Source organism: Xylophilus sp., assembly GCA_009914555.1.
Lineage (GTDB): Bacteria > Pseudomonadota > Gammaproteobacteria > Burkholderiales > Burkholderiaceae_C > WNDY01.
In genome coordinates this window covers 1-23,413 of sequence record WNDY01000006.1, presented here as the reverse complement: position 1 = coordinate 23,413, position 23,413 = coordinate 1, and the positions used below count along the sequence as shown (strand labels likewise).

At 70.9% G+C, this 23,413-nt stretch carries 23 protein-coding genes and 2 pseudogenes; 15 read left to right on the top strand and 10 right to left on the bottom strand.

Annotated elements, in window-relative coordinates; genetic code table 11:
• Positions 1–20: 20 nt before the first annotated feature.
• Positions 21–704 carry an amino acid ABC transporter permease gene (locus tag GAK38_RS05155; RefSeq protein ID WP_325342011.1) on the bottom strand — a complete coding sequence of 228 codons (684 nt, stop codon included), beginning with the start codon at positions 702–704 and terminating at the stop codon, positions 21–23.
• 132 nt (positions 705–836) lie between these two features.
• Here GAK38_RS05155 and GAK38_RS05150 point away from each other — a divergent pair, with 132 nt between their 5' ends.
• Positions 837–1,871 carry a GntR family transcriptional regulator gene (locus GAK38_RS05150; protein ID WP_325342010.1) on the top strand — a complete coding sequence of 345 codons (1,035 nt, stop codon included), beginning with the start codon at positions 837–839 and terminating at the stop codon, positions 1,869–1,871.
• Positions 1,872–1,961: 90 nt separating this feature from the next.
• On the opposite strand, the gene GAK38_RS05145 is transcribed toward GAK38_RS05150, so the two are convergent.
• The 4 genes from GAK38_RS05145 to GAK38_RS05130 are packed head-to-tail and all read right to left on the bottom strand — an operon-like array spanning position 1,962 to position 4,792.
• Positions 1,962–2,507 (bottom strand): TPM domain-containing protein, encoded by a 546-nt coding sequence (locus GAK38_RS05145; RefSeq protein WP_325342008.1) that lies wholly within the window; start codon positions 2,505–2,507, stop codon positions 1,962–1,964.
• A 2-nt stretch (positions 2,508–2,509) separates the two neighbouring features.
• Positions 2,510–3,382 carry a TPM domain-containing protein gene (locus GAK38_RS05140; RefSeq protein ID WP_325342006.1) on the bottom strand — a complete coding sequence of 291 codons (873 nt, stop codon included), beginning with the start codon at positions 3,380–3,382 and terminating at the stop codon, positions 2,510–2,512.
• Between the two features lie 52 nt (positions 3,383–3,434).
• Positions 3,435–4,049, bottom strand: coding sequence for a LemA family protein (locus GAK38_RS05135; protein ID WP_325342004.1), 615 nt, complete (start codon positions 4,047–4,049; stop codon positions 3,435–3,437).
• A 41-nt stretch (positions 4,050–4,090) separates the two neighbouring features.
• Positions 4,091–4,792, bottom strand: a complete 702-nt coding sequence (locus tag GAK38_RS05130) for a YggS family pyridoxal phosphate-dependent enzyme (RefSeq protein WP_325342002.1) — start codon at positions 4,790–4,792, stop codon at positions 4,091–4,093.
• A 56-nt stretch (positions 4,793–4,848) separates the two neighbouring features.
• Between GAK38_RS05130 and GAK38_RS05125 the strand changes: the two genes are divergently transcribed.
• From GAK38_RS05125 to GAK38_RS05100, 6 genes and pseudogenes are all read left to right on the top strand, one after another.
• Positions 4,849–5,892 carry a type IV pilus twitching motility protein PilT gene (locus GAK38_RS05125; RefSeq protein WP_325342001.1) on the top strand — a complete coding sequence of 348 codons (1,044 nt, stop codon included), beginning with the start codon at positions 4,849–4,851 and terminating at the stop codon, positions 5,890–5,892.
• A gap of 28 nt (positions 5,893–5,920) precedes the next feature.
• Positions 5,921–6,515: pseudogene (locus GAK38_RS05120) on the top strand (cyclic nucleotide-binding domain-containing protein).
• A gap of 19 nt (positions 6,516–6,534) precedes the next feature.
• Positions 6,535–7,671: a PilT/PilU family type 4a pilus ATPase gene (locus GAK38_RS05115; RefSeq protein WP_325342000.1), complete on the top strand. Its 1,137-nt coding sequence runs from the start codon at positions 6,535–6,537 to the stop codon at positions 7,669–7,671.
• 75 nt (positions 7,672–7,746) lie between these two features.
• Positions 7,747–8,655, top strand: a complete 909-nt coding sequence (locus GAK38_RS05110) for an NAD(P)-dependent oxidoreductase (RefSeq protein ID WP_325341999.1) — start codon at positions 7,747–7,749, stop codon at positions 8,653–8,655.
• 170 nt (positions 8,656–8,825) lie between these two features.
• A complete protein-coding gene (locus GAK38_RS05105; RefSeq protein ID WP_325341998.1) occupies positions 8,826–11,282 on the top strand; it encodes a membrane-bound PQQ-dependent dehydrogenase, glucose/quinate/shikimate family in 2,457 nt (818 codons plus the stop codon).
• Between the two features lie 106 nt (positions 11,283–11,388).
• Positions 11,389–11,661: a hypothetical protein gene (locus GAK38_RS05100; RefSeq protein ID WP_325341996.1), complete on the top strand. Its 273-nt coding sequence runs from the start codon at positions 11,389–11,391 to the stop codon at positions 11,659–11,661.
• A gap of 23 nt (positions 11,662–11,684) precedes the next feature.
• Here the strand turns inward: GAK38_RS05100 and GAK38_RS05095 are convergent, their stop codons facing one another.
• The 3 genes from GAK38_RS05095 to GAK38_RS05085 form a co-directional block, all read right to left on the bottom strand.
• Entirely contained in the window at positions 11,685–12,377 is a 693-nt protein-coding gene (locus GAK38_RS05095) for a BON domain-containing protein (RefSeq protein ID WP_325341994.1), read from the bottom strand.
• Positions 12,378–12,429: 52 nt separating this feature from the next.
• Entirely contained in the window at positions 12,430–13,017 is a 588-nt protein-coding gene (locus GAK38_RS05090; RefSeq protein ID WP_325341992.1) for an SIS domain-containing protein, read from the bottom strand.
• Positions 13,018–13,137: 120 nt separating this feature from the next.
• Positions 13,138–13,545 carry a YraN family protein gene (locus tag GAK38_RS05085; protein ID WP_325341991.1) on the bottom strand — a complete coding sequence of 136 codons (408 nt, stop codon included), beginning with the start codon at positions 13,543–13,545 and terminating at the stop codon, positions 13,138–13,140.
• Between GAK38_RS05085 and rsmI the strand changes: the two genes are divergently transcribed.
• The 5 genes from rsmI (at position 13,546) to GAK38_RS05060 (ending at position 19,666) form a co-directional block, all read left to right on the top strand.
• Positions 13,546–14,469: a 16S rRNA (cytidine(1402)-2'-O)-methyltransferase gene (gene rsmI, locus GAK38_RS05080; RefSeq protein WP_325341989.1), complete on the top strand. Its 924-nt coding sequence runs from the start codon at positions 13,546–13,548 to the stop codon at positions 14,467–14,469.
• Between the two features lie 140 nt (positions 14,470–14,609).
• Positions 14,610–15,845, top strand: a complete 1,236-nt coding sequence (locus GAK38_RS05075) for an efflux RND transporter periplasmic adaptor subunit (RefSeq protein ID WP_325341987.1) — start codon at positions 14,610–14,612, stop codon at positions 15,843–15,845.
• A gap of 10 nt (positions 15,846–15,855) precedes the next feature.
• A complete protein-coding gene (locus GAK38_RS05070; protein ID WP_325341986.1) occupies positions 15,856–17,865 on the top strand; it encodes a MacB family efflux pump subunit in 2,010 nt (669 codons plus the stop codon).
• A 246-nt stretch (positions 17,866–18,111) separates the two neighbouring features.
• Positions 18,112–19,491, top strand: a complete 1,380-nt coding sequence (locus GAK38_RS05065) for an efflux transporter outer membrane subunit (RefSeq protein WP_325341984.1) — start codon at positions 18,112–18,114, stop codon at positions 19,489–19,491.
• On the top strand, positions 19,373–19,666 hold the full coding sequence (locus GAK38_RS05060) for a BrnA antitoxin family protein (RefSeq protein WP_325341983.1): 294 nt from the start codon (positions 19,373–19,375) through the stop codon (positions 19,664–19,666). Before GAK38_RS05065 ends, GAK38_RS05060 begins: the two co-directional genes overlap by 119 nt.
• Position 19,667: 1 nt before the next feature.
• Here GAK38_RS05060 and GAK38_RS05055 read toward each other — a convergent pair whose 3' ends face one another.
• On the bottom strand, positions 19,668–20,582 hold the full coding sequence (locus GAK38_RS05055; protein WP_325341981.1) for a LysR family transcriptional regulator: 915 nt from the start codon (positions 20,580–20,582) through the stop codon (positions 19,668–19,670).
• Positions 20,583–20,692: 110 nt separating this feature from the next.
• Here GAK38_RS05055 and GAK38_RS05050 point away from each other — a divergent pair, with 110 nt between their 5' ends.
• Positions 20,693–21,700, top strand: a complete 1,008-nt coding sequence (locus GAK38_RS05050) for a zinc-binding alcohol dehydrogenase family protein (RefSeq protein WP_325341980.1) — start codon at positions 20,693–20,695, stop codon at positions 21,698–21,700.
• 39 nt (positions 21,701–21,739) lie between these two features.
• Complete coding sequence (gene nfsB / locus GAK38_RS05045) at positions 21,740–22,405, top strand: oxygen-insensitive NAD(P)H nitroreductase (RefSeq protein ID WP_325341979.1); 666 nt, start codon at positions 21,740–21,742, stop codon at positions 22,403–22,405.
• 60 nt (positions 22,406–22,465) lie between these two features.
• Here the strand turns inward: nfsB and GAK38_RS05040 are convergent.
• Positions 22,466–23,098 (bottom strand): annotated as a pseudogene (locus GAK38_RS05040) (Hsp70 family protein); the annotation flags it as partial.
• A gap of 63 nt (positions 23,099–23,161) precedes the next feature.
• Between GAK38_RS05040 and GAK38_RS05035 the strand changes: the two are divergent.
• A partial coding sequence (locus tag GAK38_RS05035; RefSeq protein WP_325341977.1) for a transposase occupies positions 23,162–23,413 on the top strand: 252 nt, incomplete at its 3' end.

Below are 23,413 nucleotides of genomic sequence, written 5' to 3'. Positions count from 1 at the left end.
GCCGATGTTCCTCCTTCGTCTCAGAGCGGCGTCTTCAGGCGCCGGCGGCGCGCGAACGCGGCATGGGCAAAGCCCGCCATGACCAGACGCAGCAGCCACGACATGAAGAGGTAGACCGCTGCGATCACCAGGTAAATCTCGAAGCCGCGGAAGGTCTCCGATTGGATGCCGTAGCCTGCGGCGGTCAGCTCTTCTGCCGAGATCTGCGACATGATGGATGTGGCCAGCATCATCAGCACGAACTGGCTGATGAGCGCGGGATACATCCGCTCTACCGCCTGCGGCAGAACCACGAGACGCAGCATCTTCCAGCGCGACAGCCCCAGGCAGGAGGCAGCCTCGAGCTGGCCGCGCGGGATCGACTCGATACCCGCCCGCACGATCTCGGCGGTGTAGGCCGAGACGTTGATGACCAGTGCGATGACGGCCGCCGTGAGAGCCGGCACCCGCACCTGGATCGCAGCAAGCCCGAAAAACAGCCAGAAGGCTTGGATCACCAGCGGCGTGTTGCGGATCGCCTCTACATAGAAAACCACGGCCTGCCGCAATCGCGGGTCGCCCTGCGTGCGTGCCACGGCCAGGGCCACGCCGGCGAAAAAACCAAGCACGATGGTTGCGATGGACATTCGCAGGGTCAGCAGCATGCCATCGACGAGCGTGCGCCAATGGGTCGCAAGGAAACTGAAATCGAAGTCGTAGCCCATGGGGTTTAATATGACTCTTGTCGGCAAGAGTCACTATATTGAATATTGCCGGCAAAAGTCGCTATTGTTTTCCCTAGGATGAATGGCGTGCGGCCGGCGGCGCCTTACGATGCCGCGCAGAGGCTCAAGCACGTGGACACCAACGCTCTCCGAATGCCGCGCGGTGCGGCGCAGTTCTCCGACCCCGGCGCCGACGCCGCTGCCGTCTCACCGCTGTATGCGCGCGTGACCGGGGTGCTGCAGCAGGCCCTGGTGAACGGTTCCATCCCGACGGGTGCCGTGCTGCTGGAAGGCCATATCGCCGACATCCTGCGCGTGACCCGGACGCCGGTGCGCCATGCGCTGCAGGAGTTGGAAGCGGCCGGTTTGCTGAGCCGCTTCGAGGGCCGCGGCCTGGTGGCCGGCCCGTCGGGCACGGCGCCGCGGCGCGTCGCGCTGACCGCCGCGATGCTGGGCGTGGACGCGGCGGCCGAGCCGGTGCGCAAAACGCTGGGCTGGGAGGCGATCTACCAGGAGGTTGAGCGCGACGTAGTGCATCTCGCGGTCTTCCAGACCTATCGGATCAACGAACTGGAACTGGCCCGGCACTTCAGCGTCGGCCGCACGGTCGCCCGCGACGTGTTGCTGCGGCTCGAGAGCCTCGGGCTGGTCGAGAAGGACCACCGCCAGCGCTGGGCCGTCACGCCGCTCGACCGCGACCGCATCGGCCATCTCTACGAGCTGCGGTGGTGGTTGGAGCCTGCGGCGCTGGAGGCTGCCATGGCCCGGGCGCCGGCGGCCGAGACGGCGGCCATGGCGGCGCGACTCGACAAGGCCGCGCGCGCCTATCCGCGCGTGCGGCGCGATGAGATGGACCGCCTGGAGCGCGACCTGCACGTGACCCTGCTCGCGCATTGCCCGAACCGGCCGCTGCTGGAGAGTCTGCAGCGCACGCGCTGCATCCTGACCTTGAGCAAGCATGTGCTCGGCGCCGCGGCACCGATGCCGCAGGACGATCCGTTTCTCGCGGAGCACCGGGCCGTGCTCGACGCGGTCGCCGGCGGAGATGCGGCGCGGGCGCGCGGAGCGCTCCAGCGCCATCTGGAAGCCTCCTGCACGAAGGTCGTACAGCGCGCAGCCTTCGTCCGTGAGCATCTGGCAACGCCCAACGTCCCCTATGCGGGCTAACGTGCACGCCGCTATGGTTTGAAATTATTTATGGGTATATGATGAAAGCGACTGAAAATGAAGCGCTTTGAGGATTTACCCTGCGGGGTATTATTGTTTGCCGAATACTGCCGCGTCAGGCAGTTCGTTGTCGTGCGCTCCCTGGCCGGCCGGGAAATGCTCCACCAGCAATGCCGACACCTCCGCCAGCGCCTCGGTCAGCCCGTCCTCGTAGCGCCCGTCGCGGAAGGCGCCGCCCATGCGGGCGACGAACGCCTGCCAGTCGGCGGCCGGCACGGCGCGCGCGAGCGCGCGGTCGGCCACGATCTCGATCGCTCGTTCGGCCACGAGCAGGTAGATCAGCACGCCGTTGTTGTGCTCGGTGTCCCACACGCGCAGCTTGCCGAACAGCGTAACCGCCCGCTCGCGCGCCGAGGCGCCGCGCCAGAGGTAGCTGGCCGGCAGGCCGGCTTCGACGCAGATGCGGATCTGCCCGCTGTGGCGCCGCTCGCTCGCGGCCACGCGCTGGCCCAGGCGCTCCAGCAGCACGGGCGTGAACGCGCGCCGCGCCGCGCCCTCGGCCCAGCGGTGGCGCAACAGCCGCGCGATGCGATGCAGCAGGCCGGGCCGCTGCGTTTCGTGGTCTCGTCGTGCCATCGCTACCAGCCTCCCGAGGCGCCGCCGCCGCCGAAATCGCCGCCGCCGCCGGAGCTGAAACCTCCGCCACCCCCACCACCACCACCGCCGCTGCTCCAGCCGCCGCCACCGCCCCAGCCGCCGCCGATCCACGGCCCGCCGGCGCCCGCGCGCCCGGCCGGCACGGCATTGCCGAGCCAGGTCCACAGCAGCGCGAGCAGGCCCGCGCCGGCGGCCACGAGCAGGCTCGCGGTCACGGCGAACGCGATGGCACCGATGCCGCCGCCCAGCAGCAGTGCGCCGAACCGGTTGCCGAACAGCCGGCGCACGACCGGTCCGGCGACCAGCACGCCGAAGAACAGGAAGACGGCCAAGTCCTCCCAGTCGAAGCCGGGGTTGCCGCGCTTCTGCGTGGGCTGTGAGGGAGGCGGCAGCGCCTCGCCCGCGATGCGCGCGCCGATCTGCTGCACGGCGGCCTGCAGGCCGCCCGCGTAGTCGCCCTCGCGGAAGCGCGGCTTCATCGCGCCGTCGATGATGCGCGCCGCCGCGATGTCGGGGATCGCGCCTTCGAGCGCCTTGGCCACCTCGATGCGCATGCGCCGGTCGTTCACGGCGACGACGACGAGCACGCCGTCGCCGACGTCGCGGCGGCCGATCTTCCAGGCGTTGCCCACGCGGTTGGCATAGGCGGCGATGTCCTCGGGCGCCGTGGTCGGCACCAGCAGCACCGCGACCTGCGAGCCGTGCTGCCGCTCGATGGCGCCGAGCTGGCTTTCGAGCGCGCCGCGCTGCGCGGCGTCGAGCGTGCCGCTGGTGTCCACCACGTGGCCGGTGAGCGCCGGCACCGGCTGCAGGCCCTGGGCGGACGCCAGCCCGACCATCAGCCATACTGCCATGAGTAGAAGTCGGCAGCACGCGCGGATCAGGCGCATTGGGCTCATACCCCTGCTACTTCTTTTCGGGGGCCGAGAAATCGACCTTGGGCGGCGCCGAGATCTCCGCCTCGTTCTGCACGGTGAACGTCGGTTTGGGCTGGTAGCCGAACACCTTGGCCGTCACGACGGTCGGGAAGCTGCGCGCGAGCACGTTGTATTCCTGCACCGTCTGGATGTAGCGGTTGCGGGCCACGGTGATGCGGTTCTCGGTGCCTTCGAGCGTCACGCGCAGGTCGCGGAACGCCTGGTTGGCCTGCAGCGTCGGATAGCGCTCGGCCACCACCAGCAGCCGCGAAAGGGCGCCCGAGAGCTCCTCCTGGGCCTGCTGGAATTTCTGGAACGTGGCCGGGTCGTTGACCGTCTCGGGCGTGACCTGGATGGCCGTGGCCTTGGCCCGCGCCTCGACCACCTTGGTCAGCGTGTCCTGCTCGAAGCTCGCTTCGCCCTTGACCGTGGCGACGATGTTGGGCACCAGGTCGGCGCGGCGCTGGCATTGGTTGAGCACCTCGCTCCACGCGGCCTTGGACTGTTCGTCGAGGCGCTGGAAGTCGTTGTAGCCGCAGCCGGTCAGCAGGGCGGCCAGGGGCAGGGCGAGGGCGAGGACGCGCAGGCGGCGCAGGAAGGTCATGGCGGATGGCTCCGGTAGGGACGATGGGAGGGATTCTGACCTCAGGCGGCGTAGTTCCTGTTTCCGAAGATGGCCGAGCCCACGCGCACCAGCGTGCTGCCGGCATGGATCGCCGCCTCCAGGTCGCCCGACATGCCGAGCGACAGCGTGTCGAACCGCTCCATGCCCGGCCCGCCTTCGGCACGGATCGCCTCGAACAGCGCGCGCACCTGCCGGTGCACCGCGAGCTGCGCGTCGAAGCCTTCGGCCGGCTCGGGGACGGCCATCAGGCCGCGCAGCGCCAGCCGCGGCAGCAGGGCGACCGCGCGCGCCAGCGCCGGCGCTTCATCCGGCGCCACGCCCGACTTCGACGGCCCGCCGTCGATGTTGACCTGGATGCAGACGGAAAGCGGCGGCAGGCCGGCCGGCCGCTGGGCCGCGAGCCGCTCGGCGATGCGCAGTCGGTCCACCGTGTGCACCCAGGCGAAGCGTTCGGCCGCGGCGCGGGTCTTGTTGGCCTGCAGCGGGCCGATGCAGTGCCACTGCAGCGGCAGGTGCGCGAGCGCGTCGATCTTGGCCGCGGCCTCCTGCACATAGTTCTCGCCGAAGGCGGTCTGGCCGGCGGCCGCGGCCTCGGCCACGGCCTCGGCGCCGAAGGTCTTGGAGACGGCCAGCAGGCGCACGCTCTGCGGGTCGCGGCCGGCGGCGGCGCAGGCGGCGGCGATGCGCCCGCGCACCGTGTCGAGTTGGCGGGCGATGGTCATGGGTTCATGGTCATAATCAGCGTCCGAGCGTATCAAACCGTATACCGAGCACCGCCGTGGACATCACCCAGCTGCTGGCCTTCAGCGTCAAGAACAAGGCTTCGGACCTGCACCTGTCGGCCGGCCTGCCGCCGATGATCCGGGTGCACGGCGACGTGCGGCGCATCAACGTCGATCCGCTGGACCACAAGACGGTGCATGCCATGGTCTACGACATCATGAGCGACGCCCAGCGCAAGGTGTACGAGGAATTCCTGGAGGTCGACTTCTCGTTCGAGATCGAGGGGCTGGCGCGCTTCCGCGTCAACGCCTTCAATCACAACCGCGGCGCCGGCGCGGTGTTCCGCACGATCCCGAGCAAGATCCTCACGCTGGAGCAGCTCAATGCGCCGAAGATCTTCGGCGACCTCGCGCTCAAGCCGCGCGGCCTCGTGCTCGTGACCGGGCCCACGGGCTCGGGCAAGTCGACCACGCTGGCCGCGATGATCAACTACCTCAACGAGACCGAGTACGGCCACATCCTCACGGTGGAGGACCCGATCGAGTTCGTGCACGAGAGCAAGAAGTGCCTGATCAACCAGCGCGAGGTCGGGCCGCACACGCTGAGCTTCTCGGCCGCCCTGAAGAGCGCGCTGCGCGAGGATCCGGACGCGATCCTGGTGGGGGAAATGCGCGACCTCGAAACCATCCGGTTGGCCATGACGGCCGCGGAAACCGGCCACCTGGTCTTCGGCACGCTGCACACGTCTTCCGCAGCCAAGACCATCGACCGCATCATCGACGTGTTCCCGGCCGAGGAGAAGGAGATGGTGCGCGCCATGCTGTCCGAATCGCTGCAGGCCGTCATTTCGCAGACGCTGTGCAAGACGAAGGACGGCGCGGGCCGCGTGGCGGCGCACGAGATCATGCTGGGCACCAGCGCGATCCGCAACCTGATCCGCGAGGCCAAGGTGGCGCAGATGTATTCCACGATCCAGACCAGCAACAGCGCCGGCATGCAGACGCTGGACCAGAACCTGACCGACCTGGTGCGCCGCAACGTCATCAGCGCGGCCGAGGCGCGGGCCAAGGCCAAGATCCCCGAGAACTTCCCAGGATGACCCACCCGCCAACAGAAGGGACACGACCATGAAAGGCATCCTCGGGCTGCTGCGATCCAGGGAGACCACCGTTGCCGACGAGCGGGCCGACTCGGTGCTGTTCACCACGGCCTTCGCCGGCCAGGGCGTGGATGCGTCCATGCTCGCGCCGGCTGCCGAGTTCGCGCGGCAGCAAGCAGCTCCAGGTGCTCTGGGCCAAGGACAAGTACATGGCGCTGCTGGACAGCGACGCGGTGCCGCGCATGGAGCGCTTCTTCCAGTTCGCCGCGGTGCCGGCCAACCGCGACCTGATCCGCCAGGACGAGTACGGCAACTTCATGGTCGTGCTGCTGTCGGGCTCCATCGCCATCGACCGGGTGCAGCCCTGGGGCGAGCACCTGCGGCTGGCCGAGGCGCGGCCCGGCGACATCCTGGGCGAGATGTCGCTGCTCGACAGCGGCGTGCGCTTCTCGTCCTGCACCACGCTGGCCGACAGCGAGATCGCTGTGCTCGGCGCAGAGGCGCTCGACGAGATGGTCGGCCGCGACCCGCAGCTCGCGGCCAGCCTCATCGCGCTGCTGGCCCGTAAACTTTCGCTGCGGCTGCGTGCGGTGAGCGCGCGGCTCAGCGACGGCCAGCAGTAACCGCAACCGGAGCACGCGCATGGAACGCGACCAGGCGAGCAAGTTCATCAACGATCTGCTCAAGCTCATGATCAGCCGCGGCGGCAGCGACCTGTTCGTGACCGCCGAATTCCCGCCCGCGATCAAGGTGGACGGTCGGGTCACCAAGGTGTCGCCGCAGCCGCTCAACGCGCAGCACACGCTGGCGCTGGCCCGCTCGATCATGAGCGACAAGCAGGTGGCCGACTTCGAGCGCACCAAGGAATGCAACTTCGCGATCTCGCCGTCCGGCGTCGGCCGCTTCCGCGTGAACGCGTTCGTGCAGCAGGGCAAGGTCGGCATGGTGCTGCGCACCATCCCGCTGACGCTGCCGACCATCGACGGCCTGGGCATGCCGCAGGTGCTCAAGGAAGTGGCGATGAGCAAGCGCGGCCTGTGCGTGCTGGTGGGCGCCACCGGCTCGGGCAAGTCGACCACGCTGGCCGCGATGGTGGACTGGCGCAACGAGAACACCCAGGGCCACATCATCACGATCGAGGACCCGATCGAGTTCGTGCACGCGCACAAGAACTGCGTAGTCACCCAGCGCGAAGTGGGGCTCGACACCGACAGCTGGGAGATCGCGCTCAAGAACACGCTGCGCCAGGCGCCCGACGTGATCCTGATGGGCGAGATCCGCGACCGCGAGACGATGGAGCATGCCATCGCCTTCGCCGAAACCGGCCACCTGTGCCTGGCCACGCTGCATGCCAACAGCGCCAACCAGGCGCTCGACCGCATCGTCAACTTCTTCCCCGAGGAGCGGCGCGACCAGCTGCTCATGGACCTGTCGCTCAACCTGCGCGCGATGGTGTCGCAGCGGCTGCTGCCGCGCCAGGACGGCAAGGGCCGCGCGGCGGCGGTGGAGATCATGCTCAACACGCCGCTGATCTCCGACCTGATCTTCAAGGGCGAGGTCGCCGAGATCAAGGACATCATGAGGAAGAGCCGCAACCTCGGCATGCCGACCTTCGACCAGGCGCTGTTCGACCTGTTCGAGGCCAACCTCGTCACGTATGAGGACGCGCTGCGCAACGCCGACTCGCTCAACGACCTGCGGCTGCAGATCAAGCTCAACAGCCAGCGTGCCAAGAGCGCCGACCTGGCCGCCGGCACCGAGAGCCTGGCCATCGTGTAGTAGGCTTGGCCTTCTTCTCGATCTTCCTGTCGCGGCCCCGTGCGGGCCGCTGTGCTTTCGGAGCCTTCGTCCACCATGTCCACCACCAGCATCCACCCGCGCCCCTATGAACCCGTGCCGTCGCGCCGCGTCGCCTTCGTCGGCCTCGGCGTGATGGGCTATCCGATGGCCGGCCACCTCGCGCGCGCGGGCCACGAGGTCGCCGTCTACAACCGCACGGCGCCCAAGGCCGCGGCCTGGGCGGCGGAGTTCGGTGGCCGTGCCGTGCGCACGCCGCGCGAGGCGGCCGAGGGCGCCGAGATCGTCTTTGCCTGCGTCGGCAACGACGACGACCTGCGCTCGGTCACCACCGGCGCCGACGGCGCCTTTGGCGGCCTGGCGCAGGGCGCCATCTTCGTGGACCACACGACCGCCTCGGCCGACGTGGCGCGCGAGCTGTATGCCGCCGCGCGCAGGCAGGGCGCGCAGTTTCTCGACGCGCCGGTCTCCGGCGGCCAGGCCGGCGCGCAGAACGGCGCGCTGACCGTCATGGTCGGCGGCGACCAGGACGTGTTCGATGCCGTCGCGCCGGTGGCTGCGGCCTTCTCGCGCGCCTTTACCCGCATCGGCGAGAGCGGCGCGGGCCAGCTCGCCAAGATGGTCAACCAGGTCTGCATCGCCGGCATCGTGCAGGGCCTGTCGGAGGCCATCGCCTTTGGCCAGAAGGCCGGCATCGACATGAACCTGGTGCTCGACGTGATCGGCAAGGGCGCGGCCCAGAGCTGGCAGCTCGACAACCGCGGCAAGACCATGGTCGCCGACAAATTCGACTTCGGCTTCGCCGTGGACTGGATGCGCAAGGACTTGGGCTTGGTGCTCGACGAGGCCCGGCGCAACGGCGCGCGCCTGCCGCTCGCCGCGCTGGTCGACCAGTTCTATGCCGACGTGCAGCAGCAGGGCGGCGGCCGCCTCGACACGTCGAGCCTGATCCGCCGCCTGCGCTGATACCCCCCGCTGTAGTAGCCATAAGCGCTGGTCTATCGCGCACTGCGGCCATATACCCCTGCCCCCGGCTGGCCAGCTGCTGCCGGCAACAACCGCTTGCATGCGCCGAGTTGCACATGACCAAGATGGGCCGATTCGGTTCTTTCTTGTGATCGCAAACGGAGTGAAGCATGGCTGATGACAGAACGCCACGTGGGCGTGTGCACGCCGCCTGGCCCCTCAGGGTCCTGGCGGCGATTCTTTTGGTGGTCGGACTCGCGCTGCTGGGCGGCGGCGTCTGGCTGGCGGCGTTGGGCGGCTCCTGGTACTACCTGCTGGCCGGCATCGGCCTGGTCGTCGCGGGCGCCCTGCTCTGGCGCGCGCGCCGCGCCGGCGCCTGGTGGTTCGCCGCGGTCTTCGTCGGCACGGTGCTGTGGAGCGCCTGGGAGTCGGGGCTGGACTACTGGCGCTGGGTGCCGCGCCTGGGCCTGATCGTGGCCCTGGGCTTCGTGCTGGCACTGCTGCTGCCGCGGCTGGATCGGCCCTTCGCCCGCGCCGCATCGCGCGGCATCGCCGTGGTGCTGGCGCTGGTCTTCGTGGCCGCGTTCGCGCTGGCCTTCGTGCCCTATGGCGTGACGCCGGCCCAGGGGCCCGGTCCGCAGGCTGCGGCGGGCGCAGGAGCCGCGGTGGCGCCGCCGCCGGCCGAATTCGCGCAGCGCGCGGATCAGCCCGCGGCCGGCGACTGGGTGGCCTACGGCCGCGACAACGCGGGCACGCGCTATTCGCCGCTCACGCAGATCACCAAGGACAACGTCGGCCGGCTCCAGCAGGCCTGGCTGGCCCACACCGGCGACCTGCCCGACCACCGCTGGGGAGCCGAGACCACGCCGCTGAAGGTCGGCGATACGCTCTACCTGTGCTCGGCGCGCAACCAGCTGCTGGCGCTGGACGCGCGCACCGGCCAGCAGCGCTGGCGCTACGACCCGCAGGTCAAGGAGAAGTCCATCCCCTACACGGCGGCCTGCCGCGGCGTGGCGTACTACGAACTGCCGGCCAGCGCCGCGCCGGCCGCCGCCGCACCGGCCGACGGCGCCTGCCGTGCCCGCATCGTCGAGGGCACGCTCGACGGCCGGCTCATCGCGGTCGACGCGCGCGACGGCAAGCCCTGCGCCGGCTTCGGCCGCAACGGCCAGGTCGACATCAAGGCCGGCATGGGCGACACACCCGACGGCTATGTCTCGATCACCTCGCCGCCGGCGATCGTGCGCGGCGTGATCGTGACCGGCCACCAGGTGCTCGACGGCCAGCGGCGCGACGCGCCCTCGGGCGTGATCCAGGGCTACGACGCGGCCACCGGTGCGCTGCGCTGGGCCTGGGACATGGACCGCCCCGACCTCACCGGCCTGCCTCCCGAGGGCCAGACCTACACCCGCGGCACGCCCAACATGTGGACCACGGCCGTCGGCGACAACGCGCTCGGCCTGGTCTACCTGCCCATGGGCAACTCGGCCGCCGACTACTGGAGCAGCTCGCGCACGCCGACGCAGGACCAGTACGCCACCTCGCTGGTCGCGCTCGACGTGGCGACCGGCAAGCCCGTGTGGAACTTCCAGACCACGATCCGCGACGTCTGGGACTACGACCTGGGCTCGCAGCCCACGCTGCTCGACTGGGACGGCGGCAACGGCCAGAAGGTGCCGGCGGTGCTGCTGCCGAGCAAGCAGGGCGATCTCTACGTGCTCGACCGCCGCACCGGCAAGCCGCTCACGCCCGTGGGCACCTACCAGGCGCCCGGCGGCGGCGTGGAGCCGCAGCGCCGATCCAAGGTGCAGCCGGTGTCCGAATGGCATACGCTGAGGAAGCGCGACCTGACCGAGCAGGACATGTGGGGCATGACGCCGCTGGACCAGCTGGCCTGCCGCATCCAGTTCCGCGCGGCCAGCTACAAGGGCTTCTACACGCCGCCCGAGGCCGACCGCCATTCGATCGAGTACCCGAGCTACAACGGCGGCTCCGACTGGGGCAGCGTGGCGGTGGACAGGGCGCGCGGCTTGATCGTGGCCAACTACAACGACATGCCCAACTACAACATCCTCGTGCCGCGCGAGAAGGCCGACAAGATGGGCTGGGCGTCGCGCGAGCAGGTGCGCGGCGACATGGGCGGCTCCGAGGGCGCGGGCGACCCGCAGGTCGGCACGCCGTATGCGGTCAACGTCAACGCCGGCTGGCGCCTGCCGTTCACCAAGCTGCTGTGCAAGCAGCCGCCCTACGGCGGCATCCGCGCGATCGACCTCAGGAGCGGCAAGACGCTGTGGGACCGGCCGCTGGGCACCGCGCGCGCCAACGGCCCGTTCGGCATCCGCTCGGGCCTGCCGCTGGAGATCGGCACGCCCAACAACGGCGGCTCGGTCGTCACCGCCAGCGGGCTGATCTTCATCGCCGCGGCCACCGACGACCTGATCCGCGCGATCGACATCGACACCGGCAAGACGCTCTGGCAGGCCAAGCTGCCGGCCGGCGGGCAGGCCAACCCGATGGTCTACGAGGAGGGCGGGCGGCAGTACCTGGTCAGCATGACCGGCGGCCACCACTTCATGGAGACGCCCAAGGGCGACCAGGTCATCGCCTACGCCTTGCCGCAGCAGTAGCGCGCGCGGCGCGGATGGATGCGAAAGACGCCGCACGGCCCGAAAGCCGCGCGGCGTTTTCGGGGCGCTGCGCAGGCATACTGTGGCAACCCACGCAGGAGGCACCATGTCCCACTATGTCTCGCACTTCAACGTCAGGCAGACCGAGAGCGGCCCCCGGTTCGTGCAGCAAGGGCGGTTCCAGGAATACCGGCTGACGGTGGCCACCGGCTACGACGTCCAGCGCGACAGCTTCCCGGTGCATGTCTACGTCGAGACCCCGGCCGGAAAGCGGACCCGGCTGGACACCCATATCGAGGCGGACAGCGTCCAGGACGCCTTCGACCGCGGGTTCCACTACCTGCAGACCTGGTTCCACAGGAAGGCGGCGGAGGGCTGAGGCCCGGCCCCGCCCCCGGACGTTCAGTCGCGCGACACCGGCGCCGGCGATCCGCCGGCCAGCGCGGCCGCATTGCCGGTGGTGGAGGGCGCCGGCGGCTGGCTGGCCACGCGGGCCAGTTCCGCCTCGCTGATGATGTCGAAGACGCGCACCACCTTGGTCACGCCGGCCACGCCGCGGGCGATGGAGGTCGCGCGGTCGGCCTCGCGCTGGGTCACGCGGCCCAGCAGGTAGACCACGCCGCGCTCGGTCACGACCTTGACCGAGTTGGCGAACACGTCGCGCGCGTCCACGAAGCTCGCGCGCACCTTGCCGGTGATCAGCGTGTCGTTGGAGCGGTCGCCCAGCGAGGAGATCGGCGCCGTCTGGAGTTCGTTGACGACGGTCTGCACGTTCTCCACGCGCGCCACGATCTGCTCCACCGCCGCCCTGTCGGCGCCGTTGGGCGTCTCGCCGGTCAACAGCACACGGCGGTTGTAGCTGGTCACGTTGACGTGCACGCGCTCCGAGCCCAGCGTCTCGCGGACGCGGTTGGACGCGCGCAGCTCGATGGTCTCGTCCTCCAGCTGCGCGCCCGAGGTGCGCCGGTCGGTGGCCACCAGGCCGCCGACGACCGCGCCGCCGACCAGGATCGGCGCGCAGCCCGCGAGCGAGCCGGACAGCAGCGCGCCCAGGACCAGGCGCTGCGCGGTGCGCGGGGAAAAGGTTCGCTTCATCTCAATCTCCAAGGGTGGTGCCATGCACGCGGTTCATGAAAAAGGGCGGGATCTAGATTTCGGTCTCGCCGAAGAGCTGCGCGTCCACGCCGTCGCAGATGCAGTGCAGCACCAGGCCGTGCACTTCGTGGATGCGCGCCGCGCGGTCGTGCGGCACGCCGATGTAGACGTCGGTCTCGCGCAGCATCGCCGCCAGCGGGCCGCCGCCGCGCGCGCCCAGGGCAACGATCGACATCTCGCGTTCGTGCGCCGCGTCCACCGCGGCGATCACGTCGGCGCCTTCGCCCTGGAGCGACAGCACCAGCAGCACGTCGCCGGCCTGGCCAAAGGCGCGCACCTGGCGCGCGAGGTTCTGCGAGGTGTCGGCCGATTCCGAAAGGGCGGCCACCGGGCCGCCGTGCAGCGCCAGCGCGGCCAGCTCGGGCCGCTCGCGCTCGAAGCTGCCGATGAACGTGGCTGCGAAGAACTGCGCATGCGCGGCCGATGCACCGTGGCCGCAGGCCAGCACCTTGCCGCCGCTGGTCACGCAGGCCAGCAGCGCCTGCACGGCCGCGGCGATGGGTTTGCTCAGTGCCTGCGCGGCCTGGTACTTCAGGTCGGCGCTGTCGATGAAATGCTGTTGGATCCGTTGCTCGAGCATGGTCCGCGATGATAACCGTGCGCGGCGCGCCGACCGCCGCATCGCTGCGTGACTACCCCCCGCAGAACCCTCTCATGGCGGGCGCTGACCGCCGGCTACAAATGGATACCCCCGAGCTGCTCAGCCTGCGTCGAAGGCAGCGCGAAGCCATTCGATGGCGTCGCCCTCGACCAGCACCGCATCGAAGCGGCAGGGCGGTGGCGTACCGCCCAGGCGCAGCAGGTAGTGCTGCGCCGCGAACACGATGCGCCGCTGCTTGGCCGTGCCGATGCTGGCCGCCGCGCCGCCCTGGCCGCGGCTGCGCCGCGCGCGCACCTCGACGAAGACCAGCGTGCCGTCGCGCGGATCGCGCAGGACGAGGTCGATCTCGCCGCCGCCGCGTCCCGGCGTCCGATAATTGCGGGCCACCAGCCGCAGGCCCTGGGCCTGCAGGTGGCCGAGCGCGCGGTCCTCGGCCGCGCGGCCGGTTTGCGCCGTGGTGGGACCGTCACCATCGCCCCGCCCGAAGACCTTTCCGAGGACACCCATGTGAGCGCTGCTTCCTTCGCCACTGCCTTGACTGCCGCGCGCGACGCGGCCGGTGCGCAGCATTATCCCCGGGGGACGCTGTACGTCGCGGCCACCCCGATCGGCAACCTGGCCGACATCACGCTGCGCGCGCTGCACGTGCTCCAGACCGTCGATGCCATCGCCTGCGAGGACACGCGCCACACCCAGACCCTGCTGCGCGCCTACGGCATCGAGCGCCCGGGCGCCCAGCTGATCGCGCTGCACCAGCACAACGAGGCCGAGGCGGCCCAGGGCGTGGCCGCGCGGCTGCGGCAGGGCCAGCGCATCGCCTATGCCAGCGACGCCGGCACGCCCGGCGTGAGCGACCCCGGCGCGCGGCTCGTCGCCGCGGTGCGCGCGGCCGGCCTGCCGGTGGTGCCGCTGCCCGGCGCGAGCAGCGTGACCGCGGCACTGAGCGCGGCCGGCGCGGTGGAGCAGGGCACGCCGGGCTTCCTGTTCGCCGGCTTCCTGCCCACGCGCGCGGCCGAGCGCGCCGCGGCCGTGGAGAAGCTGGCCGCCGAGCCGCGCAGCATCGTGCTGCTGGAGGCGCCGCACCGCATCGAGGAACTGGCCCGCGCGCTCGCCGTGCTGGGCCCGCGCCCGGTCACCCTGGGCCGCGAGCTGACCAAGCAGTTCGAAGAGATCGCCACCGTGCCGGCGGCCGAGGCCGCGGCCTGGCTGGCCGCCGGGCCGCAGCGCACGCGCGGCGAGTTCGTCGTCGTGCTGCATCCGGCGCCGCCGGCCGGCGGCGATGAGGCCGGCGCGGAAGCCACACGCGTTCTGCGGTTATTGCTGGCCGAACTGCCGGTGAAGTCCGCGGTGCGCCTGGCGGCCGACATCACCGGCGCACCGCGCAATGCCCTCTACGAACAGGCGCTGAAGCTGCGTGGCGAAGCCGGCTGAGCGCCCACGGCGGGCGCTGCCGATACACGCCTTCACCGCCGATTTACCGTCCGGCTACCGGGCCGACGTACGGAGCGGGCACACTTGCGCGCCATGAGAAGCGGGCTGGCGTCCGGATGCCGGCCCCATCTGGGAGAACCATGTCCACCGTTCTGAGAAAGATTCCCGCGCCGCTGCGCGTCGTCCTGGGCCTTGCCGTTGTCGCCGCGCTGGCCGTCGGCGCGAAGTTCGCCTTCTTCCCATCGCAGCCGCCGCAGCGGTTCGTCACCGCCACCGCCAGCCGGGGCGATATCGAGGACGCGGTGCTCGCCACCGGCACAGTGCAGGCGTTCAAGCAGGTGAGCGTGGGCGCGCAGGCGTCGGGCCAGATCAAGGCGCTGCATGTGGAGCTCGGCCAGCGCGTCAAGAAGGGCGAACTCGTGGCCGAGATCGATTCGACCACGCAGCAGAACACGCTGCGCAACGCCCAGGCGGCGCTGGAGGACGTGCGCGCACAGCTCGCCTCCAAGCAGACCTCGCTGATCGAGGCCGAGCTGGCGTACAAGCGGCAGAAGCGGCTCTTCGACGCCGACGCCGGCTCGCGCGCCGACTATGAGGCCGCCGAGGCCACGCTCGGCACCACGCGCGCGAGCATCGCGTCGCTGCAGGCGCAGATCAAGCAGGCCAACATCACGGTCGACACGGCCAATGTCAACCTCGGCTACACCCGCATCGTCTCGCCGATCGACGGCGTGGTGATCGCCCTCGTGGCGCTGCAGGGCCAGACGGTCAACGCCAACCAGACCACGCCGACCATCATCAAGGTCGCACAGCTCGACACGGTGACCATCAAGGCCCAGATCTCGGAGGCCGACGTTGTCAAGGTCCAGCCCGGCCTGCCGGTCTACTTCACCATCCTCGGCGAGCCCGACAACCGCTACGAGGCCAAGCTGCGCACCATCGAGCCGACCACCGACTCGACCCAGACCGAGACGTCCACCTCGACGTCGTCGTCCTCCTCCTCGTCGAGCAGCTCCAGCTCGTCCTCCTCCACCGCGATCTACTACAACTGCCTGTTCGACGTGCCCAACCCCGACGGCAAGCTGCGCATCTCGATGACGGCGCAGGTCTCCATCGTGCGCGCGCAGGCCAAGGGCGCGATCGTCATCCCGTCGTCGGCGCTCGGCCGCCGTGGCCGCGACGGCACCTACACGGTGCGCGTGCTCGACGCGCAGGGCAACGCCCGGCCGCGCACGGTCAAGGTCGGCATCAACAACAACGTCAACGCCCAGATCACCGAGGGCCTGGCCGAGGGCGACAAGGTCGTGCTCGCCGAGGCGGCCGAAGGCGGCTCGCCGCAGAACGGCATGCGCCGCGGCCCGCCGATGCGTCTCTGAGGCCGCGGCGATGAAGCAGGACATCCCCCAGGATGCGGCGTGGGGCGCCGCCGGCCGCGGCGCGCCGCTGCTCGACGTGCGCGGGCTGCGCCGCGAGTTCCCGGCCGGCGAGGGCACGATCGCCGTGCTCAAGGACATCGACCTCGCGATCCACGCGGGCGAGATGATCGCCATCGTCGGCCAGTCGGGCTCCGGCAAGTCCACGCTGATGAACATCCTCGGCTGCCTGGACAAGCCCACGGCCGGCAGCTACCGCGTGGCCGGCCGCGAAACGCGGGCGCTCGGCCCCGACGAGCTCGCTGCGCTGCGACGCGAGCATTTCGGCTTCATCTTCCAGCGCTACCACCTGCTGGGCGACCTGACCGCGCGCGGCAATGTCGAAGTGCCTGCGATCTATGCCGGCATGCCGTCGGCGCAGCGCCACGACCGGGCCGCGGCGCTGCTCGGCCGCCTTGGCCTGGCCGACCGCACCGGCCACCGGCCGGGCCAGCTCTCGGGCGGGCAGCAGCAGCGCGTGTCGATCGCGCGCGCGCTCATGAACGGCGGCAGCGTGATCCTCGCCGACGAGCCCACCGGCGCGCTCGACACCGCCGGCGGCGAGGAGGTGATGAAGATCCTCCAGGAACTGCATGCCGAGGGCCACACGATCATCATCGTGACCCATGACATGGCGGTGGCCGAGCATGCCGAGCGCATCGTCGAGATCCGCGACGGCCAGATCATCGGCGACCGGCCCACGGCCCGCATGCACGGCCAGCCGCCGGCCGGCCCGGCGCCTGCGCTGCCCGCGCGCGCGCCGGGGCGCAACGGCGCCGGCGCGCTGCGCGACCGCTTCGTCGAGGCGTTCCAGATGGCGCTGATCGCGATGAACGCGCACCGCCTGCGCACCTTCCTCACGATGCTCGGCATCATCATCGGCATCGCATCGGTGGTGGCCGTGGTCGCGCTCGGCGAAGGCTCGCGCCAGCAGGTGCTGCAGAACATCAGCTCCATCGGCACCAACACCATCGAGATCTTCTCGGGCTCCGGCTTCGGCGACCCGCGCTCCGCGCGCATCCGCACGCTGGTGCCGGCCGACGCCGACGCGCTGGCGCAGCAGGGCTACGTCGACAGCGTCACGCCCACGCTCCAGTCCTCGGTGACCGGGCGCTGGCGCAACGTCGAGGCCTCGGTCACCGTCACCGGCGCGGGCGAGCAGTACTTCCGCGTCAAGGGCGTGAAGATCGCGCAGGGCAGCGCCTTCGACGCCGGCCACGTGCAGCGGCGCGAGCAGGTCGCAGTGATCGACGACAATACGCGCAAGACCTTGTTCCCCAACACGCCCAACCCGGTGGGCGAAGTGGTGCTGCTCGGCAGCGTGCCGGTGCGCGTGATCGGCGTGGCTGCCAAGAGCGATTCGGCGTTCGGCAACAGCGAGTCGCTCAACGTCTTCGTGCCCTATACCGCGGCCATGACCCGCATCGTCAACCAGAACTATCTGCGGTCGATCACCGTGCGGGTCCGCGACGACGCGCCCACGGCCGCGGCCGAGCAGGGCATCAACCAGCTGCTGGAGCAGCGCCACGGCAGGAAGGACTTCTACGTCCTCAACACCGACAGCATCCGCCAGACCATCAAGGCGACCACGCAGACCATGACGCTGCTGATCTCGTCGATCGCGGTGATCTCGCTGGTCGTCGGCGGCATCGGCGTGATGAACATCATGCTCGTCTCGGTGACCGAGCGCACCCGCGAGATCGGCGTGCGCATGGCCGTCGGCGCGCGCCAGAGCGACATCCAGCAGCAGTTCCTCATCGAGGCGGTGCTGGTCTGCCTGATCGGCGGCGTGCTCGGCATCCTCGGCGCGCTGGCCTTCGGGCAGATCTTCGGGCGGACCAGCAGCGAATTCAAGATGGTGTATTCGCACAGCTCGATGATCGCCGCCTTCGTCTGCTCCACGCTGATCGGCGTGATCTTCGGCTTCCTGCCCGCGCGCAGCGCCGCCCGGCTCGATCCGGTGGAAGCCCTCGCTCGTGAATAGGATGAGCGACATCCCCCCGAGCGGCTTCGCCCGAGGCCGCAGCCAGAGGCTGCGACCGTTCGGGGCCGTCCGAGCCTGCGCAGGCAGGCTCGGCGCCGCGGCCCTGACCCCCGCCTTCTCTTCCCGCGCTTCGCGCTGCGGGAAGGGGGGCGGCGCCAGCGCGGCGGCGCGGCCCTTGCGCGGCGTCCGCTGGCCCAGGCCATGCCTGTTCACCCGCTGCGCTACGGACCAACCGAATTGGCACCTATGACTCTGACTGCATTGCTTCGTCCCTCCGCCCTGGCGCTCGCCCTCGCGCTGGCGGGCTGCTCCTCGCTGCGCACGGCTTACGAGGCGCCGGCCACGGCCGTGCCCGCGCGGTGGCAGCACGGCCCGGACGCCGCGCGCGACGCCGAGGCCGCCACGGGCGGCTGGTGGAGGGCCTTCGGCGACCCGGTGCTCGACGCGCTGGTCGAGGCCGCGCTCGCGCGCAGCAACGACCTGGCCGTCGCCGCCATCAAGGTGCGCAGCGCGCGGCTGCAGGCCCGGCTGGAGGAGAACCGGCCCACGCTCTCCGGCAGCGTGAGCGCGGACGCGAGCCGCTCGCTCGACGGCGGCTCCACCACGCGCTCGAACTCCGCCTCGCTCAGCGCGAGCTACGAGCTGGATCTGTGGAACCGCCTGGGCGCCTCGCTCGACGCCGCGCGCTGGGAGGCCGAGGCCACGGCCGAGGACCGCGAGGCCACGGCCCAGACGCTGGTGGGCACCACGGCCACGCTCTACTGGCAGCTCGCCTACTACAACCAGCGCCTGGCCGCCGCCGCCGAGAGCATCGCCTACGCCGAGCGCACGCTCGCGCTGGTGCAGGCGCAGTACGACGCGGGCTCCACCTCGTCGCTGGAGGTGGCCGAGTCGCGCCAGAGCCTGGCGAGCCAGCGCGCCACGTTCGTGCAGTTGCAGCAGCAGGTGGTGACGACGTCCAACTCGCTCGCGGTGCTGTTCGACGGCGTGCCCGTCGAGGTGGCCGTGCCGGGCTGGCGCGTGCCGCAGGCGCTGCCCGAGGCGCCGCTGCCCGAGGTGGCCGCCGGCCTGCCGGCCGCGCTGCTGGGCCGCCGGCCCGACCTGCGCGCGGCCGAGCTGCGGCTGCGCAAGCTGCTGGCCACGGCCGACGCGACGCGGCTCGCCTACTACCCGCAGTTCTCGCTGACCGGCGCGCTCGGCGGCTCCAGCACCACGTTGGGCAGCGTGCTCTCCAATCCCGCGGTCACGCTGGGTGCGGGGCTCACGCTGCCGTTCCTCAACCTCACGGAGATGCGGCTCAACACCGAGGTCGCGCGCAACGACTACGAGAAGGCGGTGATCGACTTCCGCCAGACGCTCTACGAGGCGCTGGCCGACGTGGACAACGCGCTGTCTGCGCGCCGCCAGTACGCGCTCCAGGGCGAGCAGCTCGAACAGTCGCTGGCCGACGCGCGCCGCATCGAGCGGCTCTACGAGGTGCGCTACCGCGCGGGCTCCGTGGCGCTCAGTGTCTGGCTCGACGCGCAGGAGAGCCGCCGCACGGCCGAGACCTCGCTGGCCGAGAACCGGCTCAACCGGTTCGCCAACCACGCGACGCTGTTCCAGGCGCTGGGCGGAGGGGTGTAGCGCCCTCGCTTGCGCCGTGAATCGACGTACGGTATCGACCGGACCGCAGGTGCCCCTCACCATGCGCGTCGATGCAGACGTGCTGGCCGCCATCAAGGCCAGCGGTGCCGGCTGGCAGACGCGGGTGAACGATCTGCTGCGCGACGCGGTGCGCAGCGGCAAGCTCGCGACCTGATTCAGCCCGCGGTGGGCGGGGCTAGCCCGTCGCACCGCTGGCGCAGCAGCGCATGCAGCCGCTGCACCGCCGGCAGGAACTGCCTGCGGTGCGCCGTCACCAGCGACAGCGGCACCGGCTCGCCCTGCCACGGGCCCTGCAGCAGCTCCAGCCGGCCGGCGAGCACGTCCTCGCGCACGTCCAGCCACGACTTGTAGGCGATGCCTTCGCCGGCCACCGCAAGGCGGCGCACGATCTCGGCGTCGTCGCTCTGCAGCGGGCCGTGCACGTCCACCGGGCGCTTCTGGCCGTCGGCATCGATGAAGACCCATCGGTCGTAGACCCGGCCGCGCATCAAAAACGGCAGGCAGTCGTGTGCCGCCAGGTCATCGAGCATGGCCGGGCGGCCGCGCTGCGCGAGGTACGCCGGCGCGGCCACCAGCACCCGGCGGTTGACCGGCGCCAGCGGCAGCGCGACGAAGCTCGCGTCCTGCGGCTCGCCGTAGCGCACGGCCACGTCCACCGGATCGCGGAACACGTCGGCGATGCGGTCCGAGAACGACAGCCGCAGCACCAGCCGCGGATGCGCGCGGTGGAAGTCCCTGAGCCAGGGCAGCAGCACATGGCGGCCGAAGTCCGACGGCGCGGCGATGCGCAGCAGGCCGCTCAGTTGCGCCCCATCGCCGTGCAGTCGCGCGCGGCCTTCGCGCAATGCGGCCAGCGCCTCCTGCGCATAGGGCAGGTAGCGCTCGCCCTCGGCCGTGAGGCGCAGGCTGCGCGTGGAGCGGGCGAACAGGCGCAGATCGAGCGCGCGCTCCAGCCGGCCGACGGCGGCGCTGGCCTGCTGCGGCGCCAGCCTGGCCTCGCGCGCGGCGTCGGAGAAGCTGCCGAGGGCGGCGGCGCGCTCGAACAGGGCGAGGTCGTCGAGGCGGATCATGGCCCCCGATTTTCTGCCAAAGCATGCAAGTGCTGGTCCATTGCATGGCTTGTAGGGGGCAATCGAACGCGCGACCATCCCGCCATCCCCTTTTTTCGAAAGCAAACGCCATGAAAGCCATCGTCTACATCCGGCACGGCCTGCCGATCGACGACCCGCAGTCGCTCGTCGAGATCGACCTGCCCGCGCCCGAGCCCGGCCCGCGCGACCTGCTGGTGCAGGTGCGCGCCGTCTCGGTCAACCCGGTCGACACCAAGCTGCGCCGCGGCGTGGCGGGCGAGGCGCCGCGCGTGCTCGGCTGGGACGCGGTGGGCATCGTGCAGGCCGCCGGTGCCGAGGCCACGCTGTTCAGGCCGGGCGACCGCGTGTTCTATGCCGGCTCGATCGCGCGGCCCGGCAGCAACAGCGAGCTGCACCTCGTCGACGAGCGCATCGCCGGGCCGGCGCCCCGCAGCCTCGGCGACGCCGAGGCCGCGGCGCTGCCGCTGACCTCCATCACCGCCTGGGAGCTGCTGTTCGACCGCCTCGGCGTGCCCGAAGGCGGCGGCGCCGGGCAGAGCCTGCTGATCGTCGGCGCGGCCGGCGGCGTCGGCTCCATCCTCGTGCAGCTGGCGCGCCAGCTCACCCGGCTCACCGTGATCGGCACCGCCTCGCGGCCCGAGACGGCCGACTGGGTGCGCCAGCTCGGCGCCCACCACGTGATCGACCACAGCCGGCCGCTGGCCGAAGAACTGAAGCGCGCCGGCCTGCCCGAGGTCGACTGCGTCGCCAGCCTGACGAACACCGACCGGCACTATGCCCAGATCATCGAGACGCTGCGCCCGCAGGGCCGGCTCGCGCTGATCGACGACCCCGACACCCTCGACGCCATGCCGCTCAAGCGCAAGAGCCTGTCGCTGCACTGGGAGCTGATGTTCACCCGCCCGCTCTACGAGACGCCCGACATCCAGCGCCAGCACGACCTGCTCGCGCGCGTGGCGCAGCTGGTGGACCAGGCCGTGCTGCGCAGCACGGCGGCCGAGCACTTCGGCGCGATCACCGCCGCCAGCCTGCGCCGCGCCCATGCGCTCGTCGAAAGTGGCAGGTCGCGCGGCAAGGTTGTTCTGGAAGGTTTCTAATCCGGCTCCCCTGGTCCAACCTCGAACGACACAGACACCATGCCGAACCCCGTTTCCCTCGTCGCCTTCGCCCGCGCCCGCCACGCGGTCAAGGCCTATGCCGCCGGCCAGCGCCTGGACGACGCCCAGGTGCGCGAACTGATCGAGCTGGCCCGGCTCGCGCCGTCGTCGGTCAACTCGCAGCCCTGGCACTTCACCATCGCGGGCGACGAGGCCGCCCGCGCGCGCATCGCCAAGGCCACCACCGGCTCCTACGCGGCCAACGAGCCCAAGGTGCGCGATGCCTCGCACGTCATCGTGCTGGCCGCGCGGGCCGACCGCTTCGCCGAGCACTTCGCCGCCGTGCTGGCGCAGGAAGCGCAGGACGGCCGCTTCCAGGACGCCGCCGCCCGCGCCGCGCAGGACAAGGGCCGCCAGTTCTACGTCGCCCAGCACCGCTTCGACCGCAAGGACGAGCCGCAGTGGCTGGAGAAGCAGGTCTACCTCGCCCTCGGCACGCTGCTGCTCGGCGCCTCGGCCGCCGGCATCGATGCCACGCCGATCGAAGGCTTCGACAGCCGTGCGCTCGATGCCGAACTGGGCCTGCGCGAGCGCGGCTACACCAGCCTGGTGCTGGTGGCGCTGGGCCGCCGCGGCGACGGCGACTTCAACGCCGGCCTGCCGAAATCGCGCCTGCCGCTGGACAAGGTAGCGACCTTTCTATAGGGGGTATATCCTCCTGGCGCGCGAGATACGAGCGCTGTGGGTCGATGACCTGGGGGGTATCTAGACCAGTGCGGCCGTGACCGCCAGCCCGGCGGCCACGCCGCCGAACAGGTCGCCCTCGACCAGCGGCACGCCGGGCAGGGCCGTGCGCAGCGTCGCCTGGAACGGCCGCAGCGCCGACGAGCCGCCGGTGAGGTAGACCGCGTCGAGCGCGCCCGCCGCCACGCCTGCGCGCCGCACGCAGTCCTGCGCGCAGGCGGCCACGCGGGCCAGCAGCGCTTGCAGGTGCCCGGCCAGCGGGCCCGGCGGCAGCGGCGCGCCCAGGGCCGGCTCGATAAAGTCCAGGTCCAGCCAGGCTTGCGCATCCGCGCTGGACGCGGCGATCTTGGCGCGCTCCACCTCGGCCGCGATGCGGTGGCCGAACTGGCGTTCCAGCACGGCCATCAGCAGGCGGTGCAGCGCCGGGTCGCGGTAGTCGCCGCGCAGCGCCTGCGCCGCGCGCACCGCCGGCCCGCCGTACTGCCAGTGGATCAGATGCCAGGTGGCCAGGTCGTGGAACACGTGGCTCGGCACCTCGCGGCCGTGCGGACCGGTGTGGCCCAGGCCCAGCAGCGGCATGGCCAGCGCCAGGTTCAGCCGCTGGTCGAAGTCGGTGCCGCCGATGTGCACGCCGGCCGTGGCCAGCAGGTCGGTGATCTTGCCCCCGTTTCACGGACACCCCTATAAGCGATTAACTATCGCAATAGGAGGTGGACGATGACCAAGAGCAAGGCAAGCAGAAAGGGGCAGGAGTTCAGCCTGGAGTTCAGGCAGCAGGCACTGTTGCGAGCGGCCACAGAAGGGGTAACCACGGTGGCTCGTGATCTGGGGTTGCAGCCTGCCCAGCTGTACAGTTGGCGCGCCCAGGCGCGGCGGCACGACCAGGACGATCAGGCACAACGCTTGGAGTTGGCCGAACATGCACGGCTCAAACGTGAAGTGGCGCGGCTGGAGGAGGAGAACGCTTTC

Bases quoted from the DNA above. Each gene is read 5' to 3' on its own strand.
- GAK38_RS05145 (WP_325342008.1), bottom strand. From the start codon at position 2,507: ATGGCACGACGAGACCACGAAACGCAGCGGCCCGGCCTGCTGCATCGC.
- nfsB (WP_325341979.1), top strand. From the start codon at position 21,740: ATGCCGAACCCCGTTTCCCTCGTCGCCTTCGCCCGCGCCCGCCACGCG.
- GAK38_RS05110 (WP_325341999.1), top strand. From the start codon at position 7,747: ATGTCCACCACCAGCATCCACCCGCGCCCCTATGAACCCGTGCCGTCG.
- GAK38_RS05050 (WP_325341980.1), top strand. From the start codon at position 20,693: ATGAAAGCCATCGTCTACATCCGGCACGGCCTGCCGATCGACGACCCG.
- GAK38_RS05065 (WP_325341984.1), top strand. From the start codon at position 18,112: ATGACTCTGACTGCATTGCTTCGTCCCTCCGCCCTGGCGCTCGCCCTC.
- GAK38_RS05055 (WP_325341981.1), bottom strand. From the start codon at position 20,582: ATGATCCGCCTCGACGACCTCGCCCTGTTCGAGCGCGCCGCCGCCCTC.
- GAK38_RS05070 (WP_325341986.1), top strand. From the start codon at position 15,856: ATGAAGCAGGACATCCCCCAGGATGCGGCGTGGGGCGCCGCCGGCCGC.
- GAK38_RS05155 (WP_325342011.1), bottom strand. From the start codon at position 704: ATGGGCTACGACTTCGATTTCAGTTTCCTTGCGACCCATTGGCGCACG.
- GAK38_RS05140 (WP_325342006.1), bottom strand. From the start codon at position 3,382: ATGGCAGTATGGCTGATGGTCGGGCTGGCGTCCGCCCAGGGCCTGCAG.
- GAK38_RS05105 (WP_325341998.1), top strand. From the start codon at position 8,826: ATGGCTGATGACAGAACGCCACGTGGGCGTGTGCACGCCGCCTGGCCC.
- GAK38_RS05095 (WP_325341994.1), bottom strand. From the start codon at position 12,377: ATGAAGCGAACCTTTTCCCCGCGCACCGCGCAGCGCCTGGTCCTGGGC.
- GAK38_RS05130 (WP_325342002.1), bottom strand. From the start codon at position 4,792: ATGACCATCGCCCGCCAACTCGACACGGTGCGCGGGCGCATCGCCGCC.
- GAK38_RS05085 (WP_325341991.1), bottom strand. From the start codon at position 13,545: ATGGGTGTCCTCGGAAAGGTCTTCGGGCGGGGCGATGGTGACGGTCCC.
- GAK38_RS05135 (WP_325342004.1), bottom strand. From the start codon at position 4,049: ATGACCTTCCTGCGCCGCCTGCGCGTCCTCGCCCTCGCCCTGCCCCTG.
- GAK38_RS05075 (WP_325341987.1), top strand. From the start codon at position 14,610: ATGTCCACCGTTCTGAGAAAGATTCCCGCGCCGCTGCGCGTCGTCCTG.
- GAK38_RS05115 (WP_325342000.1), top strand. From the start codon at position 6,535: ATGGAACGCGACCAGGCGAGCAAGTTCATCAACGATCTGCTCAAGCTC.
- GAK38_RS05100 (WP_325341996.1), top strand. From the start codon at position 11,389: ATGTCCCACTATGTCTCGCACTTCAACGTCAGGCAGACCGAGAGCGGC.
- GAK38_RS05090 (WP_325341992.1), bottom strand. From the start codon at position 13,017: ATGCTCGAGCAACGGATCCAACAGCATTTCATCGACAGCGCCGACCTG.